The sequence below is a fragment of the Treponema sp. B152 genome, assembly GCF_024181665.1.
In the GTDB taxonomy this organism is placed as follows: domain Bacteria; phylum Spirochaetota; class Spirochaetia; order Treponematales; family Treponemataceae; genus Treponema_B; species Treponema_B denticola.
In genome coordinates this window covers 934,590-958,741 of the sequence record NZ_CP058668.1, presented here as the reverse complement: position 1 = coordinate 958,741, position 24,152 = coordinate 934,590, and the positions used below count along the sequence as shown (strand labels likewise).

The 24,152-nt window shown below is 36.7% G+C and carries 27 protein-coding genes; 7 read left to right on the top strand and 20 right to left on the bottom strand.

Features of this window, described 5'->3' with window-relative positions:
- Positions 1-7: 7 nt before the first annotated feature.
- The 14 genes from HYB91_RS04315 to HYB91_RS04250 form a co-directional block, all read right to left on the bottom strand.
- Positions 8-493, bottom strand: coding sequence for a hypothetical protein (locus tag HYB91_RS04315; RefSeq protein ID WP_002675185.1), 486 nt, complete (start codon positions 491-493; stop codon positions 8-10).
- Positions 475-834, bottom strand: coding sequence for a TM2 domain-containing protein (locus tag HYB91_RS04310; protein ID WP_002675187.1), 360 nt, complete (start codon positions 832-834; stop codon positions 475-477). Before HYB91_RS04310 ends, HYB91_RS04315 begins: the two co-directional genes overlap by 19 nt.
- A 185-nt stretch (positions 835-1,019) precedes the next feature.
- A complete protein-coding gene (locus tag HYB91_RS04305) occupies positions 1,020-1,208 on the bottom strand; it encodes a hypothetical protein (RefSeq protein WP_002675189.1) in 189 nt (62 codons plus the stop codon).
- 303 nt (positions 1,209-1,511) lie between these two features.
- On the bottom strand, positions 1,512-1,844 hold the full coding sequence (locus HYB91_RS04300; RefSeq protein WP_002675191.1) for a hypothetical protein: 333 nt from the start codon (positions 1,842-1,844) through the stop codon (positions 1,512-1,514).
- Between the two features lie 163 nt (positions 1,845-2,007).
- On the bottom strand, positions 2,008-2,226 hold the full coding sequence (locus HYB91_RS04295) for a hypothetical protein (protein WP_002675193.1): 219 nt from the start codon (positions 2,224-2,226) through the stop codon (positions 2,008-2,010).
- A 243-nt stretch (positions 2,227-2,469) separates the two neighbouring features.
- Entirely contained in the window at positions 2,470-3,705 is a 1,236-nt protein-coding gene (locus tag HYB91_RS04290; protein ID WP_252508153.1) for an integron integrase, read from the bottom strand.
- 345 nt (positions 3,706-4,050) lie between these two features.
- Positions 4,051-4,419 carry a hypothetical protein gene (locus tag HYB91_RS04285; protein WP_002675212.1) on the bottom strand — a complete coding sequence of 123 codons (369 nt, stop codon included), beginning with the start codon at positions 4,417-4,419 and terminating at the stop codon, positions 4,051-4,053.
- On the bottom strand, positions 4,419-4,676 hold the full coding sequence (locus HYB91_RS04280; protein ID WP_002669606.1) for a hypothetical protein: 258 nt from the start codon (positions 4,674-4,676) through the stop codon (positions 4,419-4,421). The genes HYB91_RS04285 and HYB91_RS04280 overlap by 1 nt, the downstream gene beginning before the upstream one ends.
- 289 nt (positions 4,677-4,965) lie before the next feature.
- Positions 4,966-6,420: a hypothetical protein gene (locus tag HYB91_RS04275; protein ID WP_002675213.1), complete on the bottom strand. Its 1,455-nt coding sequence runs from the start codon at positions 6,418-6,420 to the stop codon at positions 4,966-4,968.
- Between the two features lies 1 nt (position 6,421).
- Positions 6,422-7,189, bottom strand: a complete 768-nt coding sequence (locus HYB91_RS04270) for an outer membrane lipoprotein-sorting protein (protein WP_002690346.1) — start codon at positions 7,187-7,189, stop codon at positions 6,422-6,424.
- A gap of 103 nt (positions 7,190-7,292) precedes the next feature.
- Entirely contained in the window at positions 7,293-8,627 is a 1,335-nt protein-coding gene (locus tag HYB91_RS04265) for an ABC transporter permease (RefSeq protein WP_002669609.1), read from the bottom strand.
- A 14-nt stretch (positions 8,628-8,641) separates the two neighbouring features.
- The gene (locus tag HYB91_RS04260) at positions 8,642-10,162 is read right to left on the bottom strand and encodes an ABC transporter permease (protein WP_002675217.1); all 1,521 of its coding nucleotides are present in this window, start codon (positions 10,160-10,162) and stop codon (positions 8,642-8,644) included.
- A gap of 16 nt (positions 10,163-10,178) precedes the next feature.
- A complete protein-coding gene (locus HYB91_RS04255) occupies positions 10,179-10,931 on the bottom strand; it encodes an ABC transporter ATP-binding protein (RefSeq protein ID WP_002675224.1) in 753 nt (250 codons plus the stop codon).
- A 524-nt stretch (positions 10,932-11,455) separates the two neighbouring features.
- On the bottom strand, positions 11,456-11,779 hold the full coding sequence (locus HYB91_RS04250) for a nucleotidyltransferase family protein (protein ID WP_002675072.1): 324 nt from the start codon (positions 11,777-11,779) through the stop codon (positions 11,456-11,458).
- Between the two features lie 181 nt (positions 11,780-11,960).
- Between HYB91_RS04250 and nrdD the strand changes: the two genes are divergently transcribed.
- Together nrdD and HYB91_RS04240 are read left to right on the top strand one after the other, a co-directional pair.
- Entirely contained in the window at positions 11,961-12,248 is a 288-nt protein-coding gene (gene nrdD / locus HYB91_RS04245) for an anaerobic ribonucleoside-triphosphate reductase (protein ID WP_002675226.1), read from the top strand.
- Positions 12,248-12,991, top strand: coding sequence for an anaerobic ribonucleoside-triphosphate reductase activating protein (locus HYB91_RS04240; protein ID WP_002675228.1), 744 nt, complete (start codon positions 12,248-12,250; stop codon positions 12,989-12,991). Before nrdD ends, HYB91_RS04240 begins: the two co-directional genes overlap by 1 nt.
- 2 nt (positions 12,992-12,993) lie before the next feature.
- Here HYB91_RS04240 and HYB91_RS04235 read toward each other — a convergent pair whose 3' ends face one another.
- A complete protein-coding gene (locus HYB91_RS04235) occupies positions 12,994-13,515 on the bottom strand; it encodes a DUF2147 domain-containing protein (protein ID WP_002669617.1) in 522 nt (173 codons plus the stop codon).
- 230 nt (positions 13,516-13,745) lie between these two features.
- Here HYB91_RS04235 and HYB91_RS04230 point away from each other — a divergent pair, with 230 nt between their 5' ends.
- The 5 genes from HYB91_RS04230 to HYB91_RS04210 all read left to right on the top strand — a co-directional run bounded on the left by HYB91_RS04230 (position 13,746) and on the right by HYB91_RS04210 (position 17,096).
- Complete coding sequence (locus tag HYB91_RS04230; protein WP_002669619.1) at positions 13,746-14,060, top strand: PadR family transcriptional regulator; 315 nt, start codon at positions 13,746-13,748, stop codon at positions 14,058-14,060.
- Between the two features lie 10 nt (positions 14,061-14,070).
- Positions 14,071-15,264, top strand: a complete 1,194-nt coding sequence (locus tag HYB91_RS04225; protein ID WP_002675230.1) for a DUF4097 family beta strand repeat-containing protein — start codon at positions 14,071-14,073, stop codon at positions 15,262-15,264.
- A gap of 1 nt (position 15,265) precedes the next feature.
- Positions 15,266-15,796: a DUF1700 domain-containing protein gene (locus HYB91_RS04220; protein ID WP_002675232.1), complete on the top strand. Its 531-nt coding sequence runs from the start codon at positions 15,266-15,268 to the stop codon at positions 15,794-15,796.
- A gap of 98 nt (positions 15,797-15,894) precedes the next feature.
- Positions 15,895-16,083, top strand: a complete 189-nt coding sequence (locus HYB91_RS04215) for a hypothetical protein (RefSeq protein ID WP_002675061.1) — start codon at positions 15,895-15,897, stop codon at positions 16,081-16,083.
- Between the two features lie 41 nt (positions 16,084-16,124).
- Positions 16,125-17,096 carry a DUF4097 family beta strand repeat-containing protein gene (locus HYB91_RS04210; RefSeq protein WP_002675235.1) on the top strand — a complete coding sequence of 324 codons (972 nt, stop codon included), beginning with the start codon at positions 16,125-16,127 and terminating at the stop codon, positions 17,094-17,096.
- Between the two features lie 22 nt (positions 17,097-17,118).
- On the opposite strand, the gene ruvA is transcribed toward HYB91_RS04210, so the two are convergent.
- From ruvA to HYB91_RS04185, 5 genes are all read right to left on the bottom strand, one after another.
- On the bottom strand, positions 17,119-17,724 hold the full coding sequence (ruvA, locus tag HYB91_RS04205) for a Holliday junction branch migration protein RuvA (protein WP_002675237.1): 606 nt from the start codon (positions 17,722-17,724) through the stop codon (positions 17,119-17,121).
- Positions 17,717-18,253, bottom strand: a complete 537-nt coding sequence (ruvC, locus tag HYB91_RS04200; protein ID WP_002675238.1) for a crossover junction endodeoxyribonuclease RuvC — start codon at positions 18,251-18,253, stop codon at positions 17,717-17,719. Before ruvC ends, ruvA begins: the two co-directional genes overlap by 8 nt.
- Positions 18,254-18,285: 32 nt before the next feature.
- Positions 18,286-21,339, bottom strand: coding sequence for an insulinase family protein (locus tag HYB91_RS04195; RefSeq protein WP_002675240.1), 3,054 nt, complete (start codon positions 21,337-21,339; stop codon positions 18,286-18,288).
- A 156-nt stretch (positions 21,340-21,495) separates the two neighbouring features.
- Positions 21,496-23,133, bottom strand: coding sequence for an ABC transporter transmembrane domain-containing protein (locus tag HYB91_RS04190; RefSeq protein ID WP_002675242.1), 1,638 nt, complete (start codon positions 23,131-23,133; stop codon positions 21,496-21,498).
- Between the two features lie 19 nt (positions 23,134-23,152).
- The gene (locus HYB91_RS04185) at positions 23,153-24,145 is read right to left on the bottom strand and encodes a YcaO-like family protein (protein ID WP_002675243.1); all 993 of its coding nucleotides are present in this window, start codon (positions 24,143-24,145) and stop codon (positions 23,153-23,155) included.
- Between the last annotated feature and the right edge of the window lie 7 nt (positions 24,146-24,152).

The following is a 24,152-nucleotide window of genomic DNA, read 5'->3' as shown; positions in this document are numbered from 1 at the left end:
GTTTATGTTACCTGTCCTTTATAAATTCAATTGATTTTTGTAGAAATGAAAATAAGACAGCAGCATCTTCTGATACTAATGAAGTAATGCTTATTTTATGATTATTTACAATAATATATCTTGTCAGACTTCCATTTTTTAAAGACAATTCGGCTATTTCATTTATTCGCAAAGGCATATTCTTACCTTTTTCTGTAAAATATAGATTTTTATCTGTAAGCAAAAATCCTTCCCTAAAATTTTTCCTGATTGTGTCATCATAGGCAAAAAAGAACTTTTCATCTGAATTTACATTGAAATTTGTTTTGACGGCTTCAACTTTTATTGAATCGCCAGTATTCAATAATATCCTATGGGAATCATCGGAATCAAATATTAAAGATTTGGATTCTCTTATTATTTTTTCATAATTTTTTGTTACATCTGTTTGAATATCCAACTGATTATTTGATATTTCAGGAGGCTTTTCTAATGTTATATTATTATTTGGCAAGTCCTTATTTTTTTATATTGTTCGTAATATTTATCTTTTTTATCACGAACAAGTTTTGGCATTCTGAAAATATCAATTATCCACCATATACCTGCACCACCACAAGTTATGAGTTTAAGAATACCTTTTCCTTTATCTCCCAATAAAAATCTATCAACCCCTAAATACCCTAACAAAATACTTATCAAAATAAAATCTAAAGTACCTGCATACTCGATAAAATGGCTGCTATGTATACTTTTTCTAGCTTTATATCGCTTGTAATCTGCTTCTGTTCTACGTCCACCACGAGCACGGACTTCTCTTTGATATGCTTTATCGCCATCATAATTTCTTCTCATATAAAAGCTCTCTCTATTTTCCAATAGTTCTACAATTTCTGCACATCCATTCAATTGATTTCATATAAATTTCCTAAATTTTTATTATTTAAGCGAGAAATTTAAATAATCAGATTCCATATATCCCACTATCTTGAATTTCCAATGAGTGAAGTTTTCAAAATAAAGCTCCACTCATTATTGAATTAAATTTCAACACATTTAAGCATTGATAGATTGATTTTGTTTGTAGGAACTCCTGTTTCTTCTGCAAGACCTTCTTTTATACAAGCATCAATATGCTTTGAAGAATCTTTAGTTACTTTAAATCTTGTCCCTTTGAGAATTTCATTGAAAGAATTTGTAACCTCATAATAAACAATTTCTTTTGCCATACTTGGCCTCCTATAAATTTATTTTTTTGGTCGAAATAAATGTTATAGGTCGGTTCCGCACCTGCCTGCCACAAGGCAGGTCAATCTAACTAACGCTTAACCTGCATTTGTGCCTTTGCCGAAGCGCTTAGCAGCGGCAAAGTTGGCGCGAAAGTTGCATAAAAAAGGGAGCCGCAGGCGACCGTCCAAGCAACTTTCGTGACAAAACAAATGTCAGGTTGAAGCGGGTGTTAGGTTTCTCAATAATCTACTTTTTCTAATATATTAATATAATTTCTTAATATTTATTTCTTGAACTATACTTTATGATATAACAAATTCACCATTTGAATCACTATACAAGCTAACACTTCCAGATACTAAGTCATTTTCAAATTTTTGAACAAGATTTTGTGAAATTCTATCACGATTATAATAATTCAATATTTCATTTTTTATGTTTTGTAAAACAGGCTTATTATTAATAAGAATTTCTGCTAATACTCGCGAAGGTTTATTAAGTACCCAGAACCCATTTCTCTCTTCTTTGACGAAGTAACCATTACGTATATAACGTTTAGTATCTGCACTGGTTCCTTGCATTTCAATTGTATCAGATTTTTCATACTGTACTGATTGAATTTTGACTTTTGTCATTTTGATTCTCCTTACATTCTTTTAAAATAATATTAAGTTGATAACTTAGTTAAACATTATCTTTTAAAATTAACATCGCTTTTGTTATCCAATCAAATTCAAAAAGAGAAAAAAGGCTCGAAGAAAATAGATTTTTCTTAGAGCCTTCATAGGTAATTGCTAATTAGCTCATCTTTGCTGCAAATGAATCAAACTCTTCAGTGATATAAATAGATCTTGAAGCTCCGTATCCTGATCTTACAGACAAGCCGGTTTTATATTCATCTCCCCGATTAAGCTTTATAAAGGATATAACGTCTTCTTTTTTTATTGACATTTGAGTTGGAGCTCGATGTCCATATGCCAGCTCGAAAGAATCGCAACCTTTTACGTTTAAAAACATAACCTATCTCCTATAAATTGATTTTTCGATCGAAATAAATGTTATAGGTCGGTTCCGCACCCGCCTGCCGTAGGCAGGTCAACCTAACACCCCTTCGACCCTTCCTCACTATATCATAAAAACCAATAATTTGCAATCTAAACTGCTGTAAAACAAAAAATCACATCTTTCTACCATAATAACAAATCGAATAAATAAACAGTCGGCAGATTAGGCCTATCTTCACTAAATGGGATAAAAAAATCACATACTGTCTATAGGGCTTTGAATGCCTATACCGCCGCGGTTTAGGACATGGGTGTAAACCATAGTGGTTTTAACATCGCTGTGCCCGAGAAGCTCCTGTATAGTGCGGATATCATAACCGGCTTCCAGCAAGTGCGTTGCAAATGAGTGGCGGAAAGTATGACAACCTATCGGCTTTGGGATGCCGGACTTTAAAACCGCTTCATGCAGAGTTCGCTGAATAACCGAAGGATCGATATGATGCCGCCCCTGTTCGCCTGTCTCTTTATTCTGCCATCGGCGTGCTTGCGGAAACACCCATTGCCATGCCCACGCTTTACCTGCAGCGGGATATTTTTTTGCAAGAGCAGAGGGAAGCGGCACCGAACCGAAACCGTCCTTGCAGTCTGCCTCATGTATAAGGCGGACATTTTCTAAATGTTTTTGAAGCGGAAATTTAAGCGAAACAGGCAGTACGGTTTTACGGTCTTTAGCTCCTTTCCCGCAGTGTACCGTAATTTCATTTTTCCCAAAATCGATATCCTGAATCCTTAACCGCAAGGCTTCCATAAGCCGCATTCCAGTTCCGTAAAGCAAGCGAATAAGGAGCCCGTAATCGTTTTCAGGCAAAAGAGAGAATATCTTTGCAGTTTCCTCACGGGTCATTACGGCAGGCAGCTTTTTGGGCTTTTTGGCACGGACTATATTTTCAGGAGTCTTTATAGTTAAGCCTAATATGTTTTTATATAGAAACAAAAGAGCCGCAAGAGCCTGATTTTGGCTTGAAGCGGCAGCCTTTTCCTTCACTGCAAGACGGCTCACAAAGGCATTTATTTCCGTATCGGAAAGAGTTTTAAGATTTTTATTCTTATTTTCACGAATAAAGCGGCTTATCCAATAGCTGTAAGCCTCCATTGTACGCTTACTGTAGTGTTTGGCAGTAAGAACTTCTTCCAACTTATTTAAAATACTCTGAATATCGGTTGCAGTATGATTATTCCTTTCTCCACTAATTTCGGTATTCAAAGACTCAGTATTATTAAGTTCAGAATTTTTAAAGTCAAAGCCGGAATCTGCCCTGCAAATCCCTTCATTATAAAGGTTGTTTAATAAAATATCACAAGAATTACGATCTGCAGGTATAATCCAGAAATATCCGGACGGTTTCCAAGCCCTGTTAGGTACTTGATTGCAGAATTTTAGAAAAATCATCTCCCTCAGCTTTAAAACGTACCGACAAACGCTCTTTTTCATAAGGCCTAATTTCAATAAACATAAAAACCTCCTTAAAAAAGCACAACACACATTTTTATAACATAGTTTACCCATGGCCTATTATGATGATTCATACTCCCATCCTAATAAACCGAGATAAAAATTTATGCACGGCTATTCAATTCCAATATTTTAAACAGCACAAAGCATAAAAAAAATTGTAAGAAAGTGCCGACTTCATGCAGCCGAAACATACTATAAGCGGCAGTTTTCTTATGTATAAGTTAATTATTGCATATTTTTATAGAATATGCAAGTATTTAAGATTTTTTGGGTATTAGAGGAAGAGAAATATTTCTAACTTGCTGTATAAAATTTTACTGACTATTTTTCAATTGAAGAAAGAGTGATTTTATTATAAGCATTTTTTTTATCATTTGGATGAGGTTCCAATCCTATAATTGTAATATCACCTCTATTCGGACCATATACCCAAAATATTCTTCCTGCTGCAGGTTTATTATTTTCTAAATAAGATTCCCATACTTTTATTTTATAACGCCTTGTTAATGATTCTATCTCGTGAGATTGTAAGCCCGGATAATGAGGATCATTTAAAAGTTTTTTAAAACAATTAATCAGTTTTTTAAATAATTCTTTTTCGGCTTTGCTCAATGTGTTTGAATTGTATTTTTTTTCTAAATTTTCCCAAATTTGTTTCATTTCAGGTATTCCCATACGAATTTTGAACATCAATGAACATCTCCGTAAACAGAAATATCTATAGGATCTGAAACATCCCCAAAATTAAAATTTTCCATACTTTTATCCATCATACTTAATGTGTTAGAAGAAACAGTAAAAGGCTTTGTTAATTCTCTAGGCTCAAGTACAATTGTTCCATCAGCAAATTCTTTAACATTAAAATATTCGAATAAAGCATTCCTTAAAGTAATTCTTTTTTTTGAGTCAATTCTTGCATCATATGATTTTACCGGTATTGCCTGCATATCATACCTCCAATAAAAGTGGGATTTCCCACCGATATTTTAGCACACATAATCAAAAAAAACAAGCCAGAACCACGGACATCCGAGTCCGAGCCAAGCCGGCAAGAGGCGAGCCGAGGACGCGAAGCGAATAAAAATTAACCGCATTTGAATCCCGTATCGCAAACTTAAGCCGTAAATAGAGGGTACAGATACAAGGCGCGTGCAAAAAACACCCGCAGGCGTGCTTTGTGCACGTCGAGGACTGTTTTTTGCTAAGCAACGCAGTAGATGCCCCTCTATTTACGGCTTAGAAGGTGCCGCCGCCTAGGCGAAACGAAAGACTATACCCTATTTGCCCCTTCGTCTTTGAGCTGGGACTTAAAGGATAGCTAAAAGAAGGGCCGGTGCTCATACTGGCAAATTTATATATTTTCCAGTTGAGTGTGAGCTTTGAAAAACCTTCAAGTTCCGATATAGCAAATTGCTGAAAAAGGTTTAGGCTCAACTTATCGGTACCGAGTTTGTTTTGGCTTATATTAAGGGCTATGTAGTGTTGGCCCATATTTCCCATGGCTAAAATATCACCTGAGGCAAGGACTGAAGGATGAGTGTAATTCTTGTTTTTTATGTGCACAGCAGCCTCTGAAAGAATATCTTGAGCTGTATCCGCATTGGAGTACCCGAAGCCGTTATAAAAATATTGTAAAGCGATACTGGTATTAGTGTCGGCATTTGAATAAGAACCGCCTAGGGTTGCCTGAAAAAAGGGCTTATTTTTTTCGGTATAGGAACTCATATCGGCCTTATAATAGGTATAGTCGCTTCCCCAGGCAAAAACGCCCTCGCCGAAGACGGCAACCTTTCCTGCGATACTGCCCGAAACGGTAGTAATAAGACGGGGAGCCTTTTCATATTTGTACCAGCCTCCAAATCCCAATTCCCAGTTGCCGACAACAAACTCGCCCTTTGCAGCTCCTGCCGTGTATTTGGGATCAAAGTCTTCTCCCTGCCCCGGAGGCAACAGGTAGAGCCAGATATTGTGCTGGGTTTTGGGAATTATTATATGGGTTCTTAAAGAAATCCCCCCTTCCCTATCGGCCGTAGGATCTTGAGGATCGATTCTTGAAATATTTATAACATCGGCAGGACTATAAAAGTAACCGGTTCCCCATTTTACCGCATGTTTTCCAAAACGGAAAAAAGCAATATTCTTAGCGGAAAAATCCGTGTAAAGCTCTTGAATTTTAATATTTGCAGCCCCGTTTACGCCAATGGGAAGGATTATATCATTCGGTGGCAAAGGTCCAAATGAATTTTTTGGAACTGTAAGGGCACCGGATAAACTTTTCTCGAATGGGAAGCCGAAAAGAAATTTTCCGTAAAGTTTTAAGTCTTCATTGGGACGGGCATCAAAAAAAAGGCTTCCGTTTAAGGTTGTGTTAAAGGTTCCCTTTCCGTCTTTAAAAGATTTCAGGTAATCATCCTTCTTTGAATAAGGGTCTACCCAAGCATAATTTATTCCCATTGAAGAACTTAAACTTCCGCCTATTCTCAATTTTTTTGACTCAAGGCTAAGGCTTGCCTTTTCAAGATCTGCCTTAAACTTTAAATTACTCTTACTGCCGGAACGGGCTTCGTCGGCAGATATAAGGGTATCTTCATCTCCGCCGAAAAGATCATTTTCCAAATCGGAAGAGTTTTCTTGTGCAAACACAAAAAAGGGAATAAATAAAACAAAAATAAAAATCGCAATTTTTTTCATATTAGTTTATCTTCTCCAAATAAGCCTTGGTAAAAACTACATCATCAATTTTTGCAGTGCTGAAGTCTTGAAATATCTGCGTTGTTTTTTCTCCCTTGATAAGCTCATTTATATATATTTGATGTACGGGAAGCGGCATACCTTCAACATTTGCGTATTTGGGTATAAGGGTAGTTCTCATGTGTTTTCCGCTCGCACCGTAACTTTCTATTTTTAAAAGGAGGTGTTCGTCTTTTCGTACAAAGAATTTTTCTTGAGCATAAGCAGCATCCTTTTCCAAAGCCTTAGCAGTTACCGCATAAACCTCATATTTACCCAGCTTTGCTTCTTCAATTTTAAGAATTTCCCAAGCTTGCCTAAATTGCGACTTTTTATTTACATCGGATAATTTTGTATCGCTGTTTGCCAAATTCCTTTTAAGGGAAGAATGAGTAAACTGATGGGCAATAGGATCATAGAACCAAAGGTTCTCCTTTTCCTGTAAATAACCGTTTCCCTTATCGGCTTCGGGAGCCAGCTGAATAAGAGTTGTTTGGTCCTTAGTGTCACGCCTAAAGAGTTTAAACTGAACGACTTCCTTAGGCTGATTAGGCTTTTCGACAATCAGTGTGAGAGTGCTTGTAAAATCTTTTTTAAAATTTCCCGTGTCGAAAACTTTATCCATAATCTTATACATTTCCTCCATTGAGGGAATCTCGGCAAATACCGCAATGCTTACAAAAAAAGCAATGAGTATAATCAATAATTTTTTGTTAATAAAATATTTCATACATTCTCCTATAACACGATATTTTGTGCAAAGCACAAAACTCGAGAGATAAACAGTAAGGCTGAATTTCTGCCGAACTGTTTATCGAATCTCCTATAAAAACTTATTTTCCTGACCTTAACGCTTCGGCAGGAATCATATTAGCGGCTCTCGAAGCCGAGCCCCTTACAGTAAGCAGGGTTAAACCCAACATTATCACAAACTTTAAAAAAACTAAAAGCGCGGATAAGTTCCATGCAAAATATCCGTTTTTGGTAAAGACCGAAAAAGGTGAATCTACAGCTATCGGAATAAACGAGATAACCTGCATTACAAGAACAGCAAGGACAAAACCGCATACGGCTCCGAATAAGGATAAAAATGAAGCTTCTGCAAGAAAAAGACGCCTTATATGTTTTCTCATAACACCGCAAGAGCGCATGGTTCCGACTTCCCCCCTTCTTTCATACACAATAATTTTAAAGGTATTTGAAATACCTATCATCGTAATAACCAAAAGCACAATCAAAATACCGAAACTTATACCGTTTAAGGTATTCATAAAGGTAATAACCTGCGGAGCAAAATCGTAAAAAGTAGCTATGCCGAATTTGGTTCCCTGCCACTTTCCTTCTTCAAGTTGCTTAAATACATTGCTTGCAGGCTGTGAAGGGCTTATAGTTCGGGCAAGATCCCTGCTTGTAATGGGATGAGTTTCTGCGATTTTTCTTTCAAGCTGTTGCGCATAAATTTCCTGCATATCGGGATTTTTTAAAAAAAGCGAATATACTTCTATACTGTCTTTTTCCAATTCCGTAATTTTTTGCAAATAATCAAAATTGATGTAATTTGTGATTCCGCCGAATGAAGAGCGATTTACTGCAATACCTTCTACTTGAAGTTCAATAACCGTAAGCTGACCTTGTGATGTCCTAGTTTCAAGTAAAACTATATCGTGCAAGTCTACATTTAAGGTTGCGGCTACCGATTCGGAAAGAAGAATTGCATTTTCTTTTTTCATGGCTTCCCAGCTTCCTTCCTTAAAAAGAATACTGTCATGTAAAATTTTTTCTTCATCGAATTTGCAGCCGTCAATTTGAGAGGTAACTTCTTTTCCTTCAAATATCAGCTTACCTGATGCACGACTTCTTTTTATGATGTACGTAGTTTCTATTCCTAATTCTTTTACGGTCTTTTCTATAAACTCAACATCGTTTTTGTCCATATAAATTTGAGCAGGATCATCCGCCGACTTATCTGGAGCCTTTTTTGATCCTATTATATAGACATGGCCTCCTACGATTTTTGAAATTTCTCCGGCCATACTGTTTACGGCACCGGAAGTCATTCCGTCCATAAAGATAACGACAAAGAAAGCAAAGGCTATCGCAAAAACCAAAAGAATACTTCGCCTTTTTTGTCTGTTTAAATTTCTAAATGCTATTTTTAATATATTCATAATCCATTTCCTTTTTAACGGTTAATTGCTTCAAGAGGACTTATCTTTAAAGCAAGCCTTACCGGATACCAGTTTGCTGCAAGACCTGCTAAAAGCATTGCAGCCATTGTCCAAACGGCAGAACCGATCGAAATACTTACCCTAATCTGTTTTCCGCCGAACATAGCTGCAAGTATATCTCCGACCCTGATGTCAAAAGCATTCACAACGGCTGCAGCGATAAGAGCAAGTACCAAGCCGATAAGAACACCTACGCAAGACATAAAAAAAGATTCCGCAAAAAATATCTTTCTTACAAAACCTTTTTTAGCTCCTATGGCCCTCATCGTTCCTATCTCGGAGCTTCTTTGCATAACGGCGACAACCAGTGTATTCATTATAACGATTAAAACTACTACGGAAAGAATAGCCAGCATTGTAATAAAAAGAATTCTTGTTCCTTCTATTGCACTGTAATACATTGCCATTCCGCGTTCCCAATTCACAGCTCGAGCGCTTATTCCTTCTTCCTTAAACCAATCATTTAAGGTTTTTATTACGCTTTGAGTCTTTGAAGAATCTTTAAGCTTTATTACGATATGATGCCAAGCTTCATTGTCGGCTAAGTTAAGCCGATCGCGCAGTTCGGTACTTCCCAAAAGATTTTCATAATCAATCTTTGAATTTGAATTCTGTACGGTATCAATAATATCTGCACCTGAATCATCCGAAAAAAGTTCATCTTCCGATTTTTCTGAAAGGCTTAAATCGACGGAATCGGGAATGGCCGCTGCAACTCTTGCTCCCATGGTCATATCGGCAAGTATTCGGGTTGTATCTACATCAAAGTAGGCTATACCGTCTATTGCCGTATCGGGATGAGCATAATCGAAAAAGCCCGTTATGATAACTTTTTGCTGTCTTGCCTTTCCTGCAAAGGCCGTTACCAAAATCTCGTCTCCCAAGTTTAAGGGTCTGTCATAATATTTTTCAAACTTTTCTTTTAAATCACGCGGAATCAGAGCAAACTTACCGTTTGATGTTTTAGGATATTCTCCTTCATAAATATTAATCGTATCAAAAAGATTTTTATAACTTTCAGGTTCAATTCCTAGAATCTGTGCATAAGGAAGAAAGGACCGGTTCTTGTCTTCGGCCTCCCATGAATCGGGTAAATCAAGAGCCTTGAGCATACCGCTTGCAAAAACGGAAGATGTAAGGCCTTTTACCTCAGGAAGGCTTTCAACCTTAGACTTAACTTTTTCAAAAGGAACCAGATAGGGCATCTTAGGTGTATCCATGCTGACACTGACTGTCTGAAAAACTCCCAAGAGTTGAACCATTACAGTGTCTTTTTCAGGCTTGCCCGTAATTAAAACATCTCCCGAAAAATCGCTTATACACACCGCTTGAGTTTGCTGTAATGAAAAATTTAAGATACCGAAGCCTAGGATAACCAAAAAAGTTCCTATTCCTATAAGTGATAAGGTAATAATCATTTTTGCTTTACTCGCAAAAAGATTTTTTACCGCCATTTTAAAAATTGTCTTATTCATAATAATTTTCCTAAGTTTAAGCTGAAACCTTTACATCTTCGAGGATTTGACCGTCCAAAATCTTAATGCGGTGGTTGGTCATATCTACGATCTTTGCATCATGTGTCGAAAAGATAAAGGTTGTTTTAAGTTCCCTGTTTACCTCTTTCATAAGCTCTAAAATTTGAATACCTGTCTTTGAGTCAAGGTTTGCAGTAGGCTCATCGGCTAAAACTATTTGAGGTTTAGTAGCCAAGGCTCTTGCGATGGCAACCCTCTGCCTTTGACCTCCTGAAAGCTCGTTAGACTTATGGTTCTTCCATTCGCTCAAACCGACCTTATCTATTAAATAGTTAATCCACTCTTTTTGATTTGCTTTACTCTCTTTTGCCTTTCCAAATAAAAGAGGAAATTCTATATTTTCGTATACGTTTAAAACCGGAACAAGGTTAAAAGATTGAAAAATAAAGCCCAAATACTCGTGGCGGAGTACGGTCATTTTTTTATCCAGTTTGTTGGGAACTTTAACCTTTTTATTCTGCTTTTTTAAAAGAGACGCAAAATCCGATTCCTTATAAATACTTTCATTGTTTATGATGAGCTCCCCGCCAGAGGGCGTATCTATTAAACCTATCATATTAAGAATGGTTGATTTGCCGGAACCCGAAGGCCCTGAAATAGAAACGAATTCGCCTTGCTCGATGGCGAAATCGATGCCTTTTACGGCTTCAACTAAAACCTTTCCCAACGGATAGGTCTTCTTTAAGTTTTTAACCTGTACAATATTCATACAAAACCTCCAAAAAAAGTTGTACATATTATAGGTAATCTGTAAAAACCTTGTTAGATTTTTACAGATGCCTTATCAGCAAAGCTGATGGCGAGTTTTTCATAAGTCATTGATACATAAATACTTATGAAAAACATCGCAAATAAATCTAAGGAAAACATCGAAAAGCTGAAGTTTTTCGATGTTCATAATATCATAAAAAATTAAAACAAGCATTTACTATAGCTTACATTTTAACTTTCCGCCTTACATTTCTGTAAGTTTACATATTTTTTACCCGCTTTACCAGTGACAAAAGTCATGTTTGAAGCGGTAAATAGTCATTCACTTAATTTAACCGCAAATGGTATAACGAGTTATCTAGCTAGATAGTCTACACAAATTCTAACTTTTGTCAATAAGTTTTGAGAAAATCATATAAATTTTTTTGAATTTAATAAATCAATTAGTTCCGGTATAGATTTGGAAGCAATTTCTCATTTGAATATGTCAACATATCGTATATATAGCTTTTATCTCTTTCATTAAGCTGCATATAGTATTTCCTTTGTCTTTAAAATATTCTCCCTACGATATGGATTAAGCAACCCTTCCGGTTCAACAATATCAACAGGACGTTGTGTAATTTTTTCAAAATACTCTTGAATATCAATTATATCGTATAAAGAAATAGTTTCCGAATTATAAAATTCGATAAGTAAATCTATATCACTATCAGTATCAAAGTCATCACGAATAGAAGAACCGAAAACCGATATTTCTTTAATGGAATATTTAGCCGCAATAATTTTTATATCTTTTTCCGAAATATTTATTCCGTTTTTTCTAAGTTTTTCAAAAGCAGACATACTTCCTCCAAGGTACATCTAAAATATACCACACATTTTTATATACATCAAGAGAAAAAAATTGCAAAAATTCTATTTTTTTTAACTTTTTACTTGACAAACACTATATATAGTGTTAGAATAGCCGATATAAGGAATAGAACGCTAAATAACGGTTTATTCCGAAAGCTGGGAGGAAAAAATGAGAGACATTGAAAAAGTCAATGCAGAAATTGAAGAGGTAAAAAAAGAACTTGAAAATGTTCATGGCACGGGAACTGAGGTTTATGCCAGAATTGTAGGCTACTACCGATCGGTCCGTAACTGGAACAAAGGAAAACGGGAAGAATATAACCACAGGCTTATGTTCTCTTCCGAAAACGAAAGGATTGGAAAAACTCTGTCCGACTGTAATTGCCCGCCCATCAGCGGCTCCTTAAATTTTTCAAATTCGGAAAACCTTTCAGAAAAAAAAGAACAAATAGCCTAATGCTTGCAGGTTTACAAAAAACCACATTAGTTAATTTTCCCCGCCGCGTCGCAGCGGCGGTTTTTTTGCCCGGCTGCAATATACGATGCCCCTACTGCCACAATGCAGAGCTCGCCCTAGCCTCGCCTTCTTCCTTTACTGCAAATCCGGAAAGCTCCAATGATTATTATGAGCTTAGCGAAATCTATACATTTTTAGAAAGAAGGAAAAACCTTATTTCAGGCCTTGTAATATCAGGGGGGGAACCCTTTATGTCTCCTGCCTTGTTCGAGCTCATTGAAAGAGCCAAGTCCTTAAACCTTGCAGTTAAAATAGACACAAACGGCCTTTTTCCGGAACGCATAGAAGAGGTTTTAAGCTCTTCCAATCTTCAACCAGACATGATAGCCATTGATGTAAAGACTTCGCCTGAAAGGTACGGGGAACTTTTAGCCTCAAAAACCGATTCAGCCGCAAAAAAAGCAAAAACCGCACTCTTAAAAACCCTCGATATTCTAAAATCAAATACCGAAAAAACGGAAGTAGAATACAGAACTGTTTTGGCTCCGCCCCTCGTATCTGAAGACGAAATAAAAAAAATAGCCTCCCTCCTGCCTAAAAACGCAAGATGGAGGCTAGCCCAATTTGTACCGGGAACTTGTTTAAACCCTGAGTGGAACTCGGTAGAGCCCTATCCTCTCTCTCAAGCTCAGGCCCTTACAGCCATTGCAAAAAGCCTTATCCCCGATACGGAATTACGTTGATACTAATTCTTAACTACATTGTTTTTGATCAATTCATCGGTTTCTGCCTTGTCGGTTCTAAGCCAATACTGACTGCGTCCTATGCCGAGACCGATTTCTCCGCGCATTTCAAGGGTATCGGTTTTAAATTTTTTACCGTCAGCCTTGTGAAATTTTATTTTGCAATAGTAATACTTGCCGTCACCCGGATCAATGATATAACCCTTATGCCATGAACCGGTTTCTTTTTTTACAAGACCGTAAATAAAAGGCGTGCCTACAAGCGGCATTTCGTTTACCTTTCCGGCTTTCGGAAAATCTTTATAGGATTCTTTACAGGAAGACGCAAGCTCCTTAGGATCATGACCTACTGTAACAAGCATTTCTCCAAACAATTTTCCGTCTTTTTCATAAATGTTCCAGACGCCGGTAACCTCATTGGTTTTTTCGTCCACGCTTTTCCATAAACCGGTAGCCGGATCTTCGGAAAAGCCCATAGCCAAAATACACATAAAAAATAAAGTAATCAAAATTATTTTTTTCATATTTTACCTCCAAATATATTCAATTTTTATAGGATCAAGGCACCTATTAAGCCGCCAATCAATATAAATAATTATCACCCATACTATCATATATTAAAAATTTTGTCAAAATTTTTATAAAAAATTCATATTTATACTTGACATAATATTATATTTTATATAATATATAAATATAAATAATATACTAAATAGTATTATATAATATCAGATATAGCAAGGAGGTTAACGGGATGATTTTTTCGATAAATACGGGCTTGCTTGAAGCCTGCGTTCTAGCCCTTTTAAAAGACTCGGATTCTTACGGCTACAAATTAACGCAGGATGTCAAAAGCCTTCTTCCAATATCGGAATCTACCTTATACCCTGTTCTAAAAAGACTGCAAACAAGCGGATATTTGGAAACCTACGACCAGCCTATCGACGGACGAAACCGTAAGTACTACAAAATAACGCCTGCGGGATTAAGGCAGCATGAACTTTACATTGGAGAATGGAAGTCCTATAAGGAACTAATAGACAAGATTTTTAAGGGAACAGCCCTTTAGGAGATTAAAGATGACAAAGGACCAATTTTTAACTGAACTTAATTCTTATCTTTCGGTTTTAAAACCTGAAGACAGAAAAAATACGATCGAGTTTTATGAAGAATACTTTGAAGATGCCGAAAACGAAGAAGCAGCAATTGAAGAACTTGGAGCACCAAAAAAACTTGCAGAGGAGATTATAGATTTTCATAAAACCTCATATAAGGGTGAAAATACTCAAGTTTCCCGGCAGTTTTCGCCCGACGAAGGCATTTCGGAAATTATTTTAAACATAACAGCCGCAAAAGTTTTAATAAATGCTTCTCAAGAAGAAAAAATTGAGTATACCACTCAAAATATTGCAGATGATGATTTTTCGGCAAAGATTGAAAACGGAAAGCTTATAATAAAGGAAAAGCCCGTTTTCTTTTTCAGCAAAAAAGGCTTTGCTTCCTTTTTGGAAAATTTTAACATAAATACCTCTTTTAATGCAGGCAAAAGAGAAATCATCATAAATATTCCCAAAGATACTCGTCTTGAAAAGCTCGAATTTAATTCCCAGATGGGTTCTTTAAAAATAGAAGAAGTAAATGTCGAAATCATTGAAGGCTACACAACATGCGGGAATTTTTCGGTAAAAAGCGGTCTACACAAAAAAATAGATTTTAATACTTCTGCAGGTTCCATAAATATAAGCGATATGGATATTGAAACTATGAAGCTTTCTTCTTCGGCAGGTGCTATCAAATTTGAAAACATAAAAGCCGGTAATATTTCCGCATCGACAGGGGCAGGAACAATTGACTTTATAAAAACCGAAAGCTCCTACATCAATGCAAATTCGGGAGCCGGAAATATAACGGGAAACGAATTAAAATCGGACAGAGGAAAATTCAATACGGGGGCGGGAACAAATAAATTCCAAAAATGCGATTTTAATGAAGTTATACTAAACACCGGAGCAGGAAGTATCATATTCCAAGGAAATCTGCATGACTATGCTAAAATTAATTCTGCCATAGGTTCAGTGGATCTTAATTTACCTGATAAAGTAGAAAATTACGATATAAATATTTTTTCTAAACAAGGCAGTGTAAAACTAAATGGGAAAAATATTGAAGGACGAGGAGACAGGCTTAACCTCGGAAGTAAAACTTCAGATACAAACATAAAGATCAGCACTGCTTTCGGAAAAATTAAAATAAGCACTCAGGAAGGAGAATAAAATGAAAAGAAGAGAATTCATTGAAGAGCTTGAAGACAGGCTTCGGCATCTGCCCTATAAGGATAGAAAGGAAGCAATTAAATTCTATGAAGAATATTTTGATGAGGCTGGAAGTGAAAATGAGCAAACGGTAATAGACGAGCTTAGAAGCCCTGCCCACATTGCTTCAAAAATCCTTTCGGACTATGCAATAAAAGAAGCCGAAGGAGCAAGAAAATCGGCAAGGGGAGGTTTAAGAGCCTTATGGTTTACAATCCTCGGAATCTTTGCAGCTCCGATTGCAATACCCTTGGCCGTAATTCTTACCGTAGTAATAGTTCTTCTATGCGTAGGACTTTGCGTTGCCTCTATTGCCCTTGTTTTCGGCGGCGGTATATTGGCAGTATTCGCATTCGGTATGCTTTTTGTAGACTTCGGTACAGGCATTCTTTTAATAGGAGCTATTTTAATAGCCATAGGTTTTACCAGACTTTTATATATTTTTGTTACTGCGATTATAAGAAAAATATCGCAGCTGGTAAAAAAAATTTAATTTATGGAGGGGCGATAAATAGCTCGGCAGAAATTCTGCCTCACTATTTATCTTTGAGTTTTGTGCAAAGCACAAAACATCACATTATGGAGGGAAAAATGTTAATTGCTTTTTTAATTATTGTTTTTGTTTTCGGAATTATTGCTGCAGTCTTCGGGATTGTCGGGGGAATTTTAGCTCTTGCTTTTAAACTGGTTTTTTGGCTGATACCGGTTTTATTTGCAGGTGCAATCGTTCTGGGTATTCCGGCTTTAATAATACTTGCGATTATTAAATTATTAAGATAATCGATAAACGATTCACACAAAACATCATTAAGGGGATTTATATGAATAAAATAGGAAAGACAATTTTAATTATTCTTTTGGGACTTATGCTTGTCGGCATAGGTTATAGTTTAGGCGGAAGATTTTTTTATAGATCTAAGCGTAGAATTCGTGAACGGAATTTTATTGACAGAACGTATAATAAAATTATGTCGGCGGCCGAGAGTATGGAAGACGGCATAGAAGATATGGAAAACGACCTAGAATCTTGGGGGGATGATATGAACGAGTATTTTGGAGATGAGTACGAAAAGGCTGAAACAATCAGCTTGGATGGAATTAAGAATTTTTTTCTTAAGGCAGAAGTCGGAGAGGTAAAAATAGAAATAAGCGATCGTGCTGATGAAGCCTCATATAAAATTCAACGGATTAATCCTAAGTATTTTGATGTAGAAAAAAAAGGAGACACAATCAGTTTTGAAGACAACACTCCTTCAAAATTTTTTAAGAATCTGGGCTTTAATTTTAAAAATAATTCGCCTAAAATATATATCAGCCTGCCGCGGAATATCGTATTTAATAATTTTGAAATAAAGAGCGGAGTCGGAGAACTCGATATTCACGATATCAATGTAGAAAAATTTAATCTTTCAGCAGGAGTCGGAGAAGTAAATATTTATGATGCAAAGATTTCAAAGGATGCCGAAATAAAAGCCGGAGTCGGAGAAGTAAACTTTAAGGATTCTACAGTAACCAATATGGATATAAAATCCGGTGTCGGCTCATTTAGCTTTTCGGGTACGGCCCTGGGTAAGACCTCAGTCAAGGGAGGAATAGGCGAAGTGGATCTTAAAATAAATGGTTCCGAAAAAGATTATGATTTTGATGTAAGTGCAGGTTTAGGAGAGGTCATAATAAACGGTAAAAAATCAAAAACCTTTTTAGCCGATAGGCAAAAAAGCGGTTCAATCGCCCAAAACTCAATTACCGTCAAAGGCGGGATAGGTTCGGTAAGAATCAGGTTTAAGGATTAAAAAATTATGCGAGGCAGCAGGTTCAACTCAATGCGACGATTGAGCGTCTAAAAAGTTCTTCTTCGTTTTTAAGAGGATCGGAACCTGCGGCCTTCATTTCTTCGGCTATTTTTTCGACTTGGATGATTACGGATTTTCTTTCAAAGCCCATTTCGGTTAAGGCCATAACGATGTCTTCATATTCACAAGAAACGGAAGCCTGCCCCTTTGAGGAAACCTCGTTTAGATTGGTAAGTTTTCCTTTTAAGGCAAGAATCATTTTTTGGGCAGTCTTTTTGCCTACTCCGGGAGCTTTTTGAAGGGTGTCAATGTCGCCCTCCTCCAAGGCTTTTTCAAGAGAAGAGGAATTAAGCCCCGACATTATCTTTAAGGCTTGACGGGGCCCTACCCCCTCAACCTTCGTAAGATCTAAAAACAAGGAGCGCTCTGCCTGATTGGGAAAACCGAAAAGCCTCATCTGGTCTTCCCTGTGATAAAGCCATGTATAAACCTTTACCTCTTTTCCGACAGTGCCTAAGGTATCGAGGGCCAAGGCCGAAACAAAGATTTCCCACTCAATACCTGAATTTTCAACATAGACGGAATCGGTTGTTTTACCGCTTAAAATTCCAGAAATGCTGTTAAACATAAGCCTGTACCTCCCCTACATCTCCTAAATTTATTTTTGTAATGGCAGCAGCCAAGGCATCGGCCGCATGGTCAGGTCTAGGAATTTCCTTTAGGCCTAAAATCAATTTTACGGCTTCCTGTACCTGCCTTTTTTCGGCTTGAGCAATACCCGTTACGGCTTTTTTAATGGAATTGGGAGCATACTCTCCTACCCTTACCCCCCCTTGAGCCAGAGCCAAAAGAACCACGCCGCGGGCTTCCGAAACGGACATTGCACTCGTCGCATTTTTTGCAAAATATAAGGTTTCTATTCCGGCCTCCTTAGGCCTGTATTTTTCAATAAGAGCCGCAACCCTATCGAAAATTTTTAAAAGCCTCTCCCCTTGGACTAAATGGGGCTCGGTACTTATTGAGCCGTATTCTATACACTCAAAGCGGTTATTTGAAAAACTTATAATTCCATAGCCCGTATTTGCCAAACCCGGATCAATCCCTATAACACAGGGGCGGAGATTTTTTTTGCTTGAAGCTGCTTTTAAAATACCCATTTAAAACTCCTTAAAGCCCTGTTTAGACTTCCTCAAACCCTCTCCGAAAGAAGGGGATCGGGATAAAGTTCTTTTATCGTTTCCTTTTGGGCAAGAGCCGAATCGGAAGCCAAGACTACGGAAGAAAGGGAATCCCTTTGAACCGATAATTTTTTTGCACAATTACGCAAATCCTCAGCCGTTGTTTCCAGCATCTTTTCAACGACTTCTTTTTTTTCGGAATATGAAATACCCGAAAGAAGATCCCTAAAGGCTGCCGCCCCTCGTCCTGCAGGAGTCATCGGGATAATCTCCTTGCTGTATCTTCCCGTAATAAGCTTTTCTATCATCTCTTCCGAAAAGTCTTGGGTAAATGTCTCGTCTATCGAGTTTAAAAATTCGGAAAGAGAATTTATCGGGTTCGGATCCCTGTAGGAAACAAAGGCTAAAAGTTCTTCCAAGGACATAGGAACGGTAAAGGCACCGTAGGCTCCTCCTATGCTTCTTATCTTTTCCCACATCGGGCCGCTTGAAAGCCATTTACACAGGATTAACTGTGAGGCTTGCTCCTTTGAACCGAAAGCTGCAGCCTTAAAAACAGAAACTGCAAAACCTACTTGAAGAGAAGCCGGAATAAGCTCCAACCTCTTTTTTTCAGAAGGCCTAAATTTAAATGGATTTTCAAAGACAATCTTATCAGCCTTATCGGGAGCCTTAAAGCCTTTTAAGTTTTTTTCAAAGGCAGTTTTTAAAGCGGCCAGATTTTCTTTTGTACCGGTAACTTCAATAATCAAACCTGATTTTATAATCGATTTATATACGGCACTTAATTTATTTGATAATTTATTCAATTCGGAATCAGCATTTTCGGAATCGGCTTTTTTAGAATTATCTTCTTTAACTTTTAAATAAAGCTCCCTCAAAAATTTAAGCTGACTTAATCCCGAAAGCATCTCCCTCCGTGCATTTTTTTCGGACAGGGGTGCACTAGCCCTAAGAAGAGCGAGGCTGTTTCCGTCAAGGGCAAGGAGACTCTCAAAATCGTTTTTCCTCTGGGTTACCAAATCGTTTAAGCGTTTTTTATCGTCAAAAGAAATTTCGTTTAAAAACTGCAAAACAAAGCAGACAGCTTCAGGAATCAATTCACCGAGTATCTTCCCTGAAACAAAAAGCCAATCCCTTCCGGCTATATCGGAAAGCCTTATCTTATCCGCATTTTTACATAAAGAAAGATTTTTGTTTGCCGTAAAAACACCTGCACTTGCCGAAAAGCTTCCAAGTAAATTTGCAAGCCTGGAAGAAACCTCGCTCCATACAAGGTTTTCGGTTCCCATTCCCGTAAGACAACTTGAAAGAAGGGGCAGATATTTATAATCTTCTTCGCTTAAACCGTCTACAGGAAAGGCTAATTGAAAATAACCTATCCCGTTTGTAGGCTGCTCATGCATAACAAGGGGAACCTTTCCGATAAAGGCAATTTCTTCATCTATCGGAGGCGGAAGAGGAGGCAGGTCTTTCTTTGAAAGATGGGGAATAAGGGCGAGCATTTCAGGGGAATCGCTTTTTTGTTTAAACTCGTTCATCCTCTCCTGCTCTTTGAGCATGGCCCTGCGAGCATCCTCAGTTAAACCTGCATTAAAATTTTCAGCCCTTTTTTCCAGACTTTCGTCCAAGCGTTTACAAAAATCCGCATCGGGGTAAACTCTTACAAGGGCATGATGTTTATTCTTTAGTAAATACTTTTCAATCAGTTTTTCGATGTACCTTTTATCGGAGGCAAGGTCTTTTTTTACCTTTTCAAAAACGGGAGTGTATTGAAGAGTTTTTTCGGGACTTACCCCGTATGTCCAGCCTGCCATAGCACGCTCCATCAGGTTAATGCCGAAGGGCCCGTAGTTTCTTCTTATTTCTCTGTTGCTAAAATCTATGGAATGAACGGCCGTTTCAATTTCTTTAGGGTCGATTCCTTTTTTTACAAGCTCTTCAAGCGCATTAAGAATCAGCTTTTTAAAATCCTCATGCGTTTCCTTTTTAATTCCCTTCATTCCTATTGTGAGGGTGATGTTTCTAAGGCTTTTTCCTATGCCGTTATAAGGATAAAGGTCTTCCCCTATTCCCGATTCCAATAAGACCTTATTTAAGCAGGCTCCGCTGTGCCCGATTAAAACCTCTCCTATAAGATAGGCCTGCATAAGTTTTTCGGTATCCGAAGTTTCGGGGAGAAGCCAGTTAAGCATTACGGAATCCTTAGTCATCTCTTCGGCGGAAGCAGTATCACCTGCCGAAGCAGGGCCACCGGCGGGAGCCGGTACCGAAAAGAAACGGGGCTCTGCGTATGGCTCAATCGGCGGCACAAAGGGAGGCTTTTCGGCAGCTTCAAATTTAGAAAGAAATTTTTCTTCTAAAAATTTCATCTGCTTTTCTGTCGGAATATTTCCCATTAAAAAAATTCGGCAGTTTACGGGATGATAATATTTTTTGTGAAAGGCCTTGTATTCTTCATAAGTTAAATCGGGAATCTCCAATGGAGAGCCGCCCGAATCCTTGGCATAGATGCTTCCCTGACAAATAGAAGCTGCTGCCCAATCATACATTACCCCGTCAAAGTCGGAATAATTAGCCCTCATCTCGTTTAAGACAACTCCCTGAACGCTCATCTTTCCGTTTTCGTCCAGCTCAAAGCGGTGTCCTTCCTGCTTAAAAGCCCATTCGTCAAGGTTGGGAAAAAAGACCGCATCCCCGTAAACCGACATAAGGTTAAAATAATCGGCTTCAACCAAGGAGCTTGCGGGATAGACTGTCTTATCGGGATAGGTCATGGCATTTAAAAAGGTATTAACGCTCTGCTTTGCCAAAACCATAAAGGGGTCTTTAAGCGGATAGTTTTTAGAGCCGCATAAAACCGTGTGCTCGATAATATGAGCTACCCCCGTCGAATTGGGAGAGCTCGTCATAAAATTATATGAAAAAAGATTTTCATCGTCATCGTTTAAAATGTGATAAAGTTCAAGTCCCGTCTTTTTATGCCTTGCATAAACGCCTATAGCATTAAATTCGGGTAAAGGATTTTTGCTTATAATTTCAAAGCCGTGAATAAGAGTGCTCATAAGGTCTTCCTAAGTTTAGATTAAATTTAAGCCTTCTAAAAAAAGTTTTAATTTTAGAAGATGGCTATATTCTAAAGAAAAGGAAGAAAATTGTAAAGTATCCCCGAATTTCAGCCCTGTGCTGCAACCGGATAGCCGTTAATAGTTTTTCTTTTTTCATAATACACCTCTTTTTCCAATTTTAAACACCCCATCGGCTATTTTATCATAGGATGATCGATGTGTAATCATTAAAATAAGTTTTTTTGTCTTTAGCTCGGATAAAAGAGAGTTTAAGGCAAGGCTTGTTTCCGAATCGAGGGCATTTTCAACTTCATCAAATAAAATAACTTCGCCTGTTTGCAAGAGGCAGCGACTTAAGGCAAGACGCTGAATTTGTCCTTGTGAAAGAATGTGCTCTTTTCCGCCTAATTGCGTATCAAGCCCCTTTTCCAAAGAATCTATAACCTTATCAAGTTTTGTTTTTGTCAAAATATCATTTATTGTAACCTCATCTACTTCTTTACCGAATAATAGATTTTCTTTTATTGACCCTGAAAAAATAAAAGGATTTTGACTTATATACGAAAGTCTTGCCGCAAGATTTAAAAAAATGATTTTACCTTCTAATACCGATTCACCTTTAAAACTAATAGTCCCTGAAAAAATATTAAAAAGACTTGTTTTACCGGAACCGTTTTCTCCCTTAATAAGATAAAGACCGGGGAATGTAAATTCAGCATTTAATTTTTCAAAAAGAAAATTATTTTTTTTATAAGCAAACTTTAAATTTTCTATTTTGATTTTTTTTATGTTTGAAGTATCTTTTTCTTCTTTTATAATTGAAAAAGAATTTTGCCTTTCATCAAAAATAGTTTTTAAGCGTTCTACCGAAACAAAGGAGACTATAATTCCCTTATAGGTTTCGGCACAGGAAGAAACAAGGCTTCTAAACTTTTGAGAATACATGAGGGCGGCGGTAATAGTGCCGACGGTGTTTTTTCCTTCAAGAACGGTTAAACCGATAATGGCAAATAAAGAAATATTTATGGTAAAGTTGGTAAAAAAAGAAGCTGTAGATGACTGCATTCCGATAATCGTAGATTCTTTTACGTGTATAAAAATATACTTTAAAATATTTTTAAACTTATAAATAAAAAACTTTTGTGAAGAATGGTTTTTTATTTCCTGTAAACCCCTTATTGTTTCATTTATATATGCAGTATATTCATCCTGCCTTTTACGCTGAACTTCATTTACGGCAGCCTGTTTTGTTCCGAAATATTTTGCCAAAAAAACGGGAATAACCGAAACTATGAGCGTAAGACAAAAAATAAAAATATCTATTTTAAAGAGTCTAAAACCTATTATACCCATCATAATAAGCGAAGTTATTATAGAAGGAATTTGAGAAGTATAGATACCCGTCATCACTCCTAAATCGGATAAAAAAAGATTTAAAAATTTACCCGAATCTTGCTCTGAACTTCCCTTAGGCGGTAAATGTAAGAGGTTTAAATAAAGGCGGCTTTCGGTGTAGACGGTTATTTTACGCTGAAGCAAAAACTGAAACCAAGAACTTAAAAGTGAAAAGGCAAGACCTGCAATTTGAAAAATAATAATGATTTTTAAAAAAGCGAAAAAAGCATCCCTGTCCTTCAAGGTTAAAGCATCGATTATTTTGCCTGTAAAAAGAGGTTCAAAGGTAGACGCATAATTACCTATAAGAGAAAAACAAAGGAGAAAAAACAAGGCCGGAAAAAACGGCTTTATAAATAAGGCAGACCAGCGGTTTAAATTTTTTTTATTTAACATATAAGCACTCCTTATGAATTTACGGAAAAGGAATATAGGTGCATCGTCTATCCAAAGTTTTACCTGTAACCGATTCTATAAAATCATAAGTTTTTTTATCAAAAGTCTTAGGTAAAAGCGACGGAAACCAATTTAAATCAAAAATTTTACACACCTTAATATTGTTTATTTTTGTTTCATCAAGAGGCAAAAAAGACACAAGAGGATTCATTTTGTATTTTTGATTTAATATTTTTACCTCATCATTTATGGAAATATATTGCTTTTTGGTACGGTCAGTATAATTTACGGCATTTTTATTTATAAACTCAAAAGCTTTTTTTATTCTTTCAGGTGCTATTGATAAATAGGTTTCGGAATAATCCTTGGGTTTACTATCATCTATTTTTATGCCGTTGAGGAGACTTAAATACATTTGATGTAATTCATTTAAGGCTGAAATAATCGCTGTGTTTAGATTTTTACCTGAACCTAAAGAAACCGCTATTTTACCTTTTAATTCTCCTATAAAAAAGACAACATAACATGATTCCGATAAACTTATTTCATAACATTCAAAATTGTTAAAATAAATATTATAGCTATTATATTTGTGCAAAATACTTTTATCTATCTTATAACTTTTACCTTTTGAAAGATACCAAAAAATAAAACTTTGCCTTTCCAAAAACTCAAAAAAAGCATTTTTAAGACAACTATTTGAATTTACATGAGCTGCACATCCGCAAGAATCAAAAAAAATATTCTTTTGTTTTAGCTCATCAAGTGAAAAGTTATATACGGTATTATCCAATAATGAAAAAGATTCTATTGATTTGTTCTGAATATGATTATACTCAATTAAAGCATTTCTCTCGTAGGTCTCTCCTATTGCACAAAGAGCAGCACCGTATTTAGTATTGCGAATAGCATTTCCGACAATATTTGCATAATCAAGGTTTTTATAACAAGTTATATTTTTTAAATCATTTTTAAATGCTGTTGCACCTATATTAAATGAAAAGCCGTACATATTGAAC

Excerpts from the sequence above, each read along its gene's own strand:
- nrdD (WP_002675226.1), top strand. The coding sequence starts at position 11,961 with ATGAGAGACATTGAAAAAGTCAATGCAGAAATTGAAGAGGTAAAAAAA.
- HYB91_RS04285 (WP_002675212.1), bottom strand. The coding sequence starts at position 4,419 with ATGTTCAAAATTCGTATGGGAATACCTGAAATGAAACAAATTTGGGAA.
- HYB91_RS04235 (WP_002669617.1), bottom strand. The coding sequence starts at position 13,515 with ATGAAAAAAATAATTTTGATTACTTTATTTTTTATGTGTATTTTGGCT.
- HYB91_RS04260 (WP_002675217.1), bottom strand. The coding sequence starts at position 10,162 with ATGAATAAGACAATTTTTAAAATGGCGGTAAAAAATCTTTTTGCGAGT.
- HYB91_RS04295 (WP_002675193.1), bottom strand. The coding sequence starts at position 2,226 with ATGTTTTTAAACGTAAAAGGTTGCGATTCTTTCGAGCTGGCATATGGA.
- HYB91_RS04280 (WP_002669606.1), bottom strand. The coding sequence starts at position 4,676 with ATGCAGGCAATACCGGTAAAATCATATGATGCAAGAATTGACTCAAAA.
- HYB91_RS04310 (WP_002675187.1), bottom strand. The coding sequence starts at position 834 with ATGAGAAGAAATTATGATGGCGATAAAGCATATCAAAGAGAAGTCCGT.
- HYB91_RS04190 (WP_002675242.1), bottom strand. The coding sequence starts at position 23,133 with ATGTTAAATAAAAAAAATTTAAACCGCTGGTCTGCCTTATTTATAAAG.
- HYB91_RS04275 (WP_002675213.1), bottom strand. The coding sequence starts at position 6,420 with ATGAAAAAAATTGCGATTTTTATTTTTGTTTTATTTATTCCCTTTTTT.
- HYB91_RS04210 (WP_002675235.1), top strand. The coding sequence starts at position 16,125 with ATGAATAAAATAGGAAAGACAATTTTAATTATTCTTTTGGGACTTATG.
- HYB91_RS04265 (WP_002669609.1), bottom strand. The coding sequence starts at position 8,627 with ATGAATATATTAAAAATAGCATTTAGAAATTTAAACAGACAAAAAAGG.
- HYB91_RS04305 (WP_002675189.1), bottom strand. The coding sequence starts at position 1,208 with ATGGCAAAAGAAATTGTTTATTATGAGGTTACAAATTCTTTCAATGAA.
- HYB91_RS04195 (WP_002675240.1), bottom strand. The coding sequence starts at position 21,339 with ATGAGCACTCTTATTCACGGCTTTGAAATTATAAGCAAAAATCCTTTA.
- HYB91_RS04300 (WP_002675191.1), bottom strand. The coding sequence starts at position 1,844 with ATGACAAAAGTCAAAATTCAATCAGTACAGTATGAAAAATCTGATACA.
- HYB91_RS04270 (WP_002690346.1), bottom strand. The coding sequence starts at position 7,189 with ATGAAATATTTTATTAACAAAAAATTATTGATTATACTCATTGCTTTT.
- HYB91_RS04185 (WP_002675243.1), bottom strand. The coding sequence starts at position 24,145 with ATGTACGGCTTTTCATTTAATATAGGTGCAACAGCATTTAAAAATGAT.
- HYB91_RS04215 (WP_002675061.1), top strand. The coding sequence starts at position 15,895 with ATGTTAATTGCTTTTTTAATTATTGTTTTTGTTTTCGGAATTATTGCT.
- HYB91_RS04255 (WP_002675224.1), bottom strand. The coding sequence starts at position 10,931 with ATGAATATTGTACAGGTTAAAAACTTAAAGAAGACCTATCCGTTGGGA.
- ruvC (WP_002675238.1), bottom strand. The coding sequence starts at position 18,253 with ATGGGTATTTTAAAAGCAGCTTCAAGCAAAAAAAATCTCCGCCCCTGT.
- HYB91_RS04230 (WP_002669619.1), top strand. The coding sequence starts at position 13,746 with ATGATTTTTTCGATAAATACGGGCTTGCTTGAAGCCTGCGTTCTAGCC.
- HYB91_RS04290 (WP_252508153.1), bottom strand. The coding sequence starts at position 3,705 with ATGAAAAAGAGCGTTTGTCGGTACGTTTTAAAGCTGAGGGAGATGATT.
- HYB91_RS04220 (WP_002675232.1), top strand. The coding sequence starts at position 15,266 with ATGAAAAGAAGAGAATTCATTGAAGAGCTTGAAGACAGGCTTCGGCAT.
- HYB91_RS04240 (WP_002675228.1), top strand. The coding sequence starts at position 12,248 with ATGCTTGCAGGTTTACAAAAAACCACATTAGTTAATTTTCCCCGCCGC.
- HYB91_RS04225 (WP_002675230.1), top strand. The coding sequence starts at position 14,071 with ATGACAAAGGACCAATTTTTAACTGAACTTAATTCTTATCTTTCGGTT.
- HYB91_RS04250 (WP_002675072.1), bottom strand. The coding sequence starts at position 11,779 with ATGTCTGCTTTTGAAAAACTTAGAAAAAACGGAATAAATATTTCGGAA.
- ruvA (WP_002675237.1), bottom strand. The coding sequence starts at position 17,724 with ATGTTTAACAGCATTTCTGGAATTTTAAGCGGTAAAACAACCGATTCC.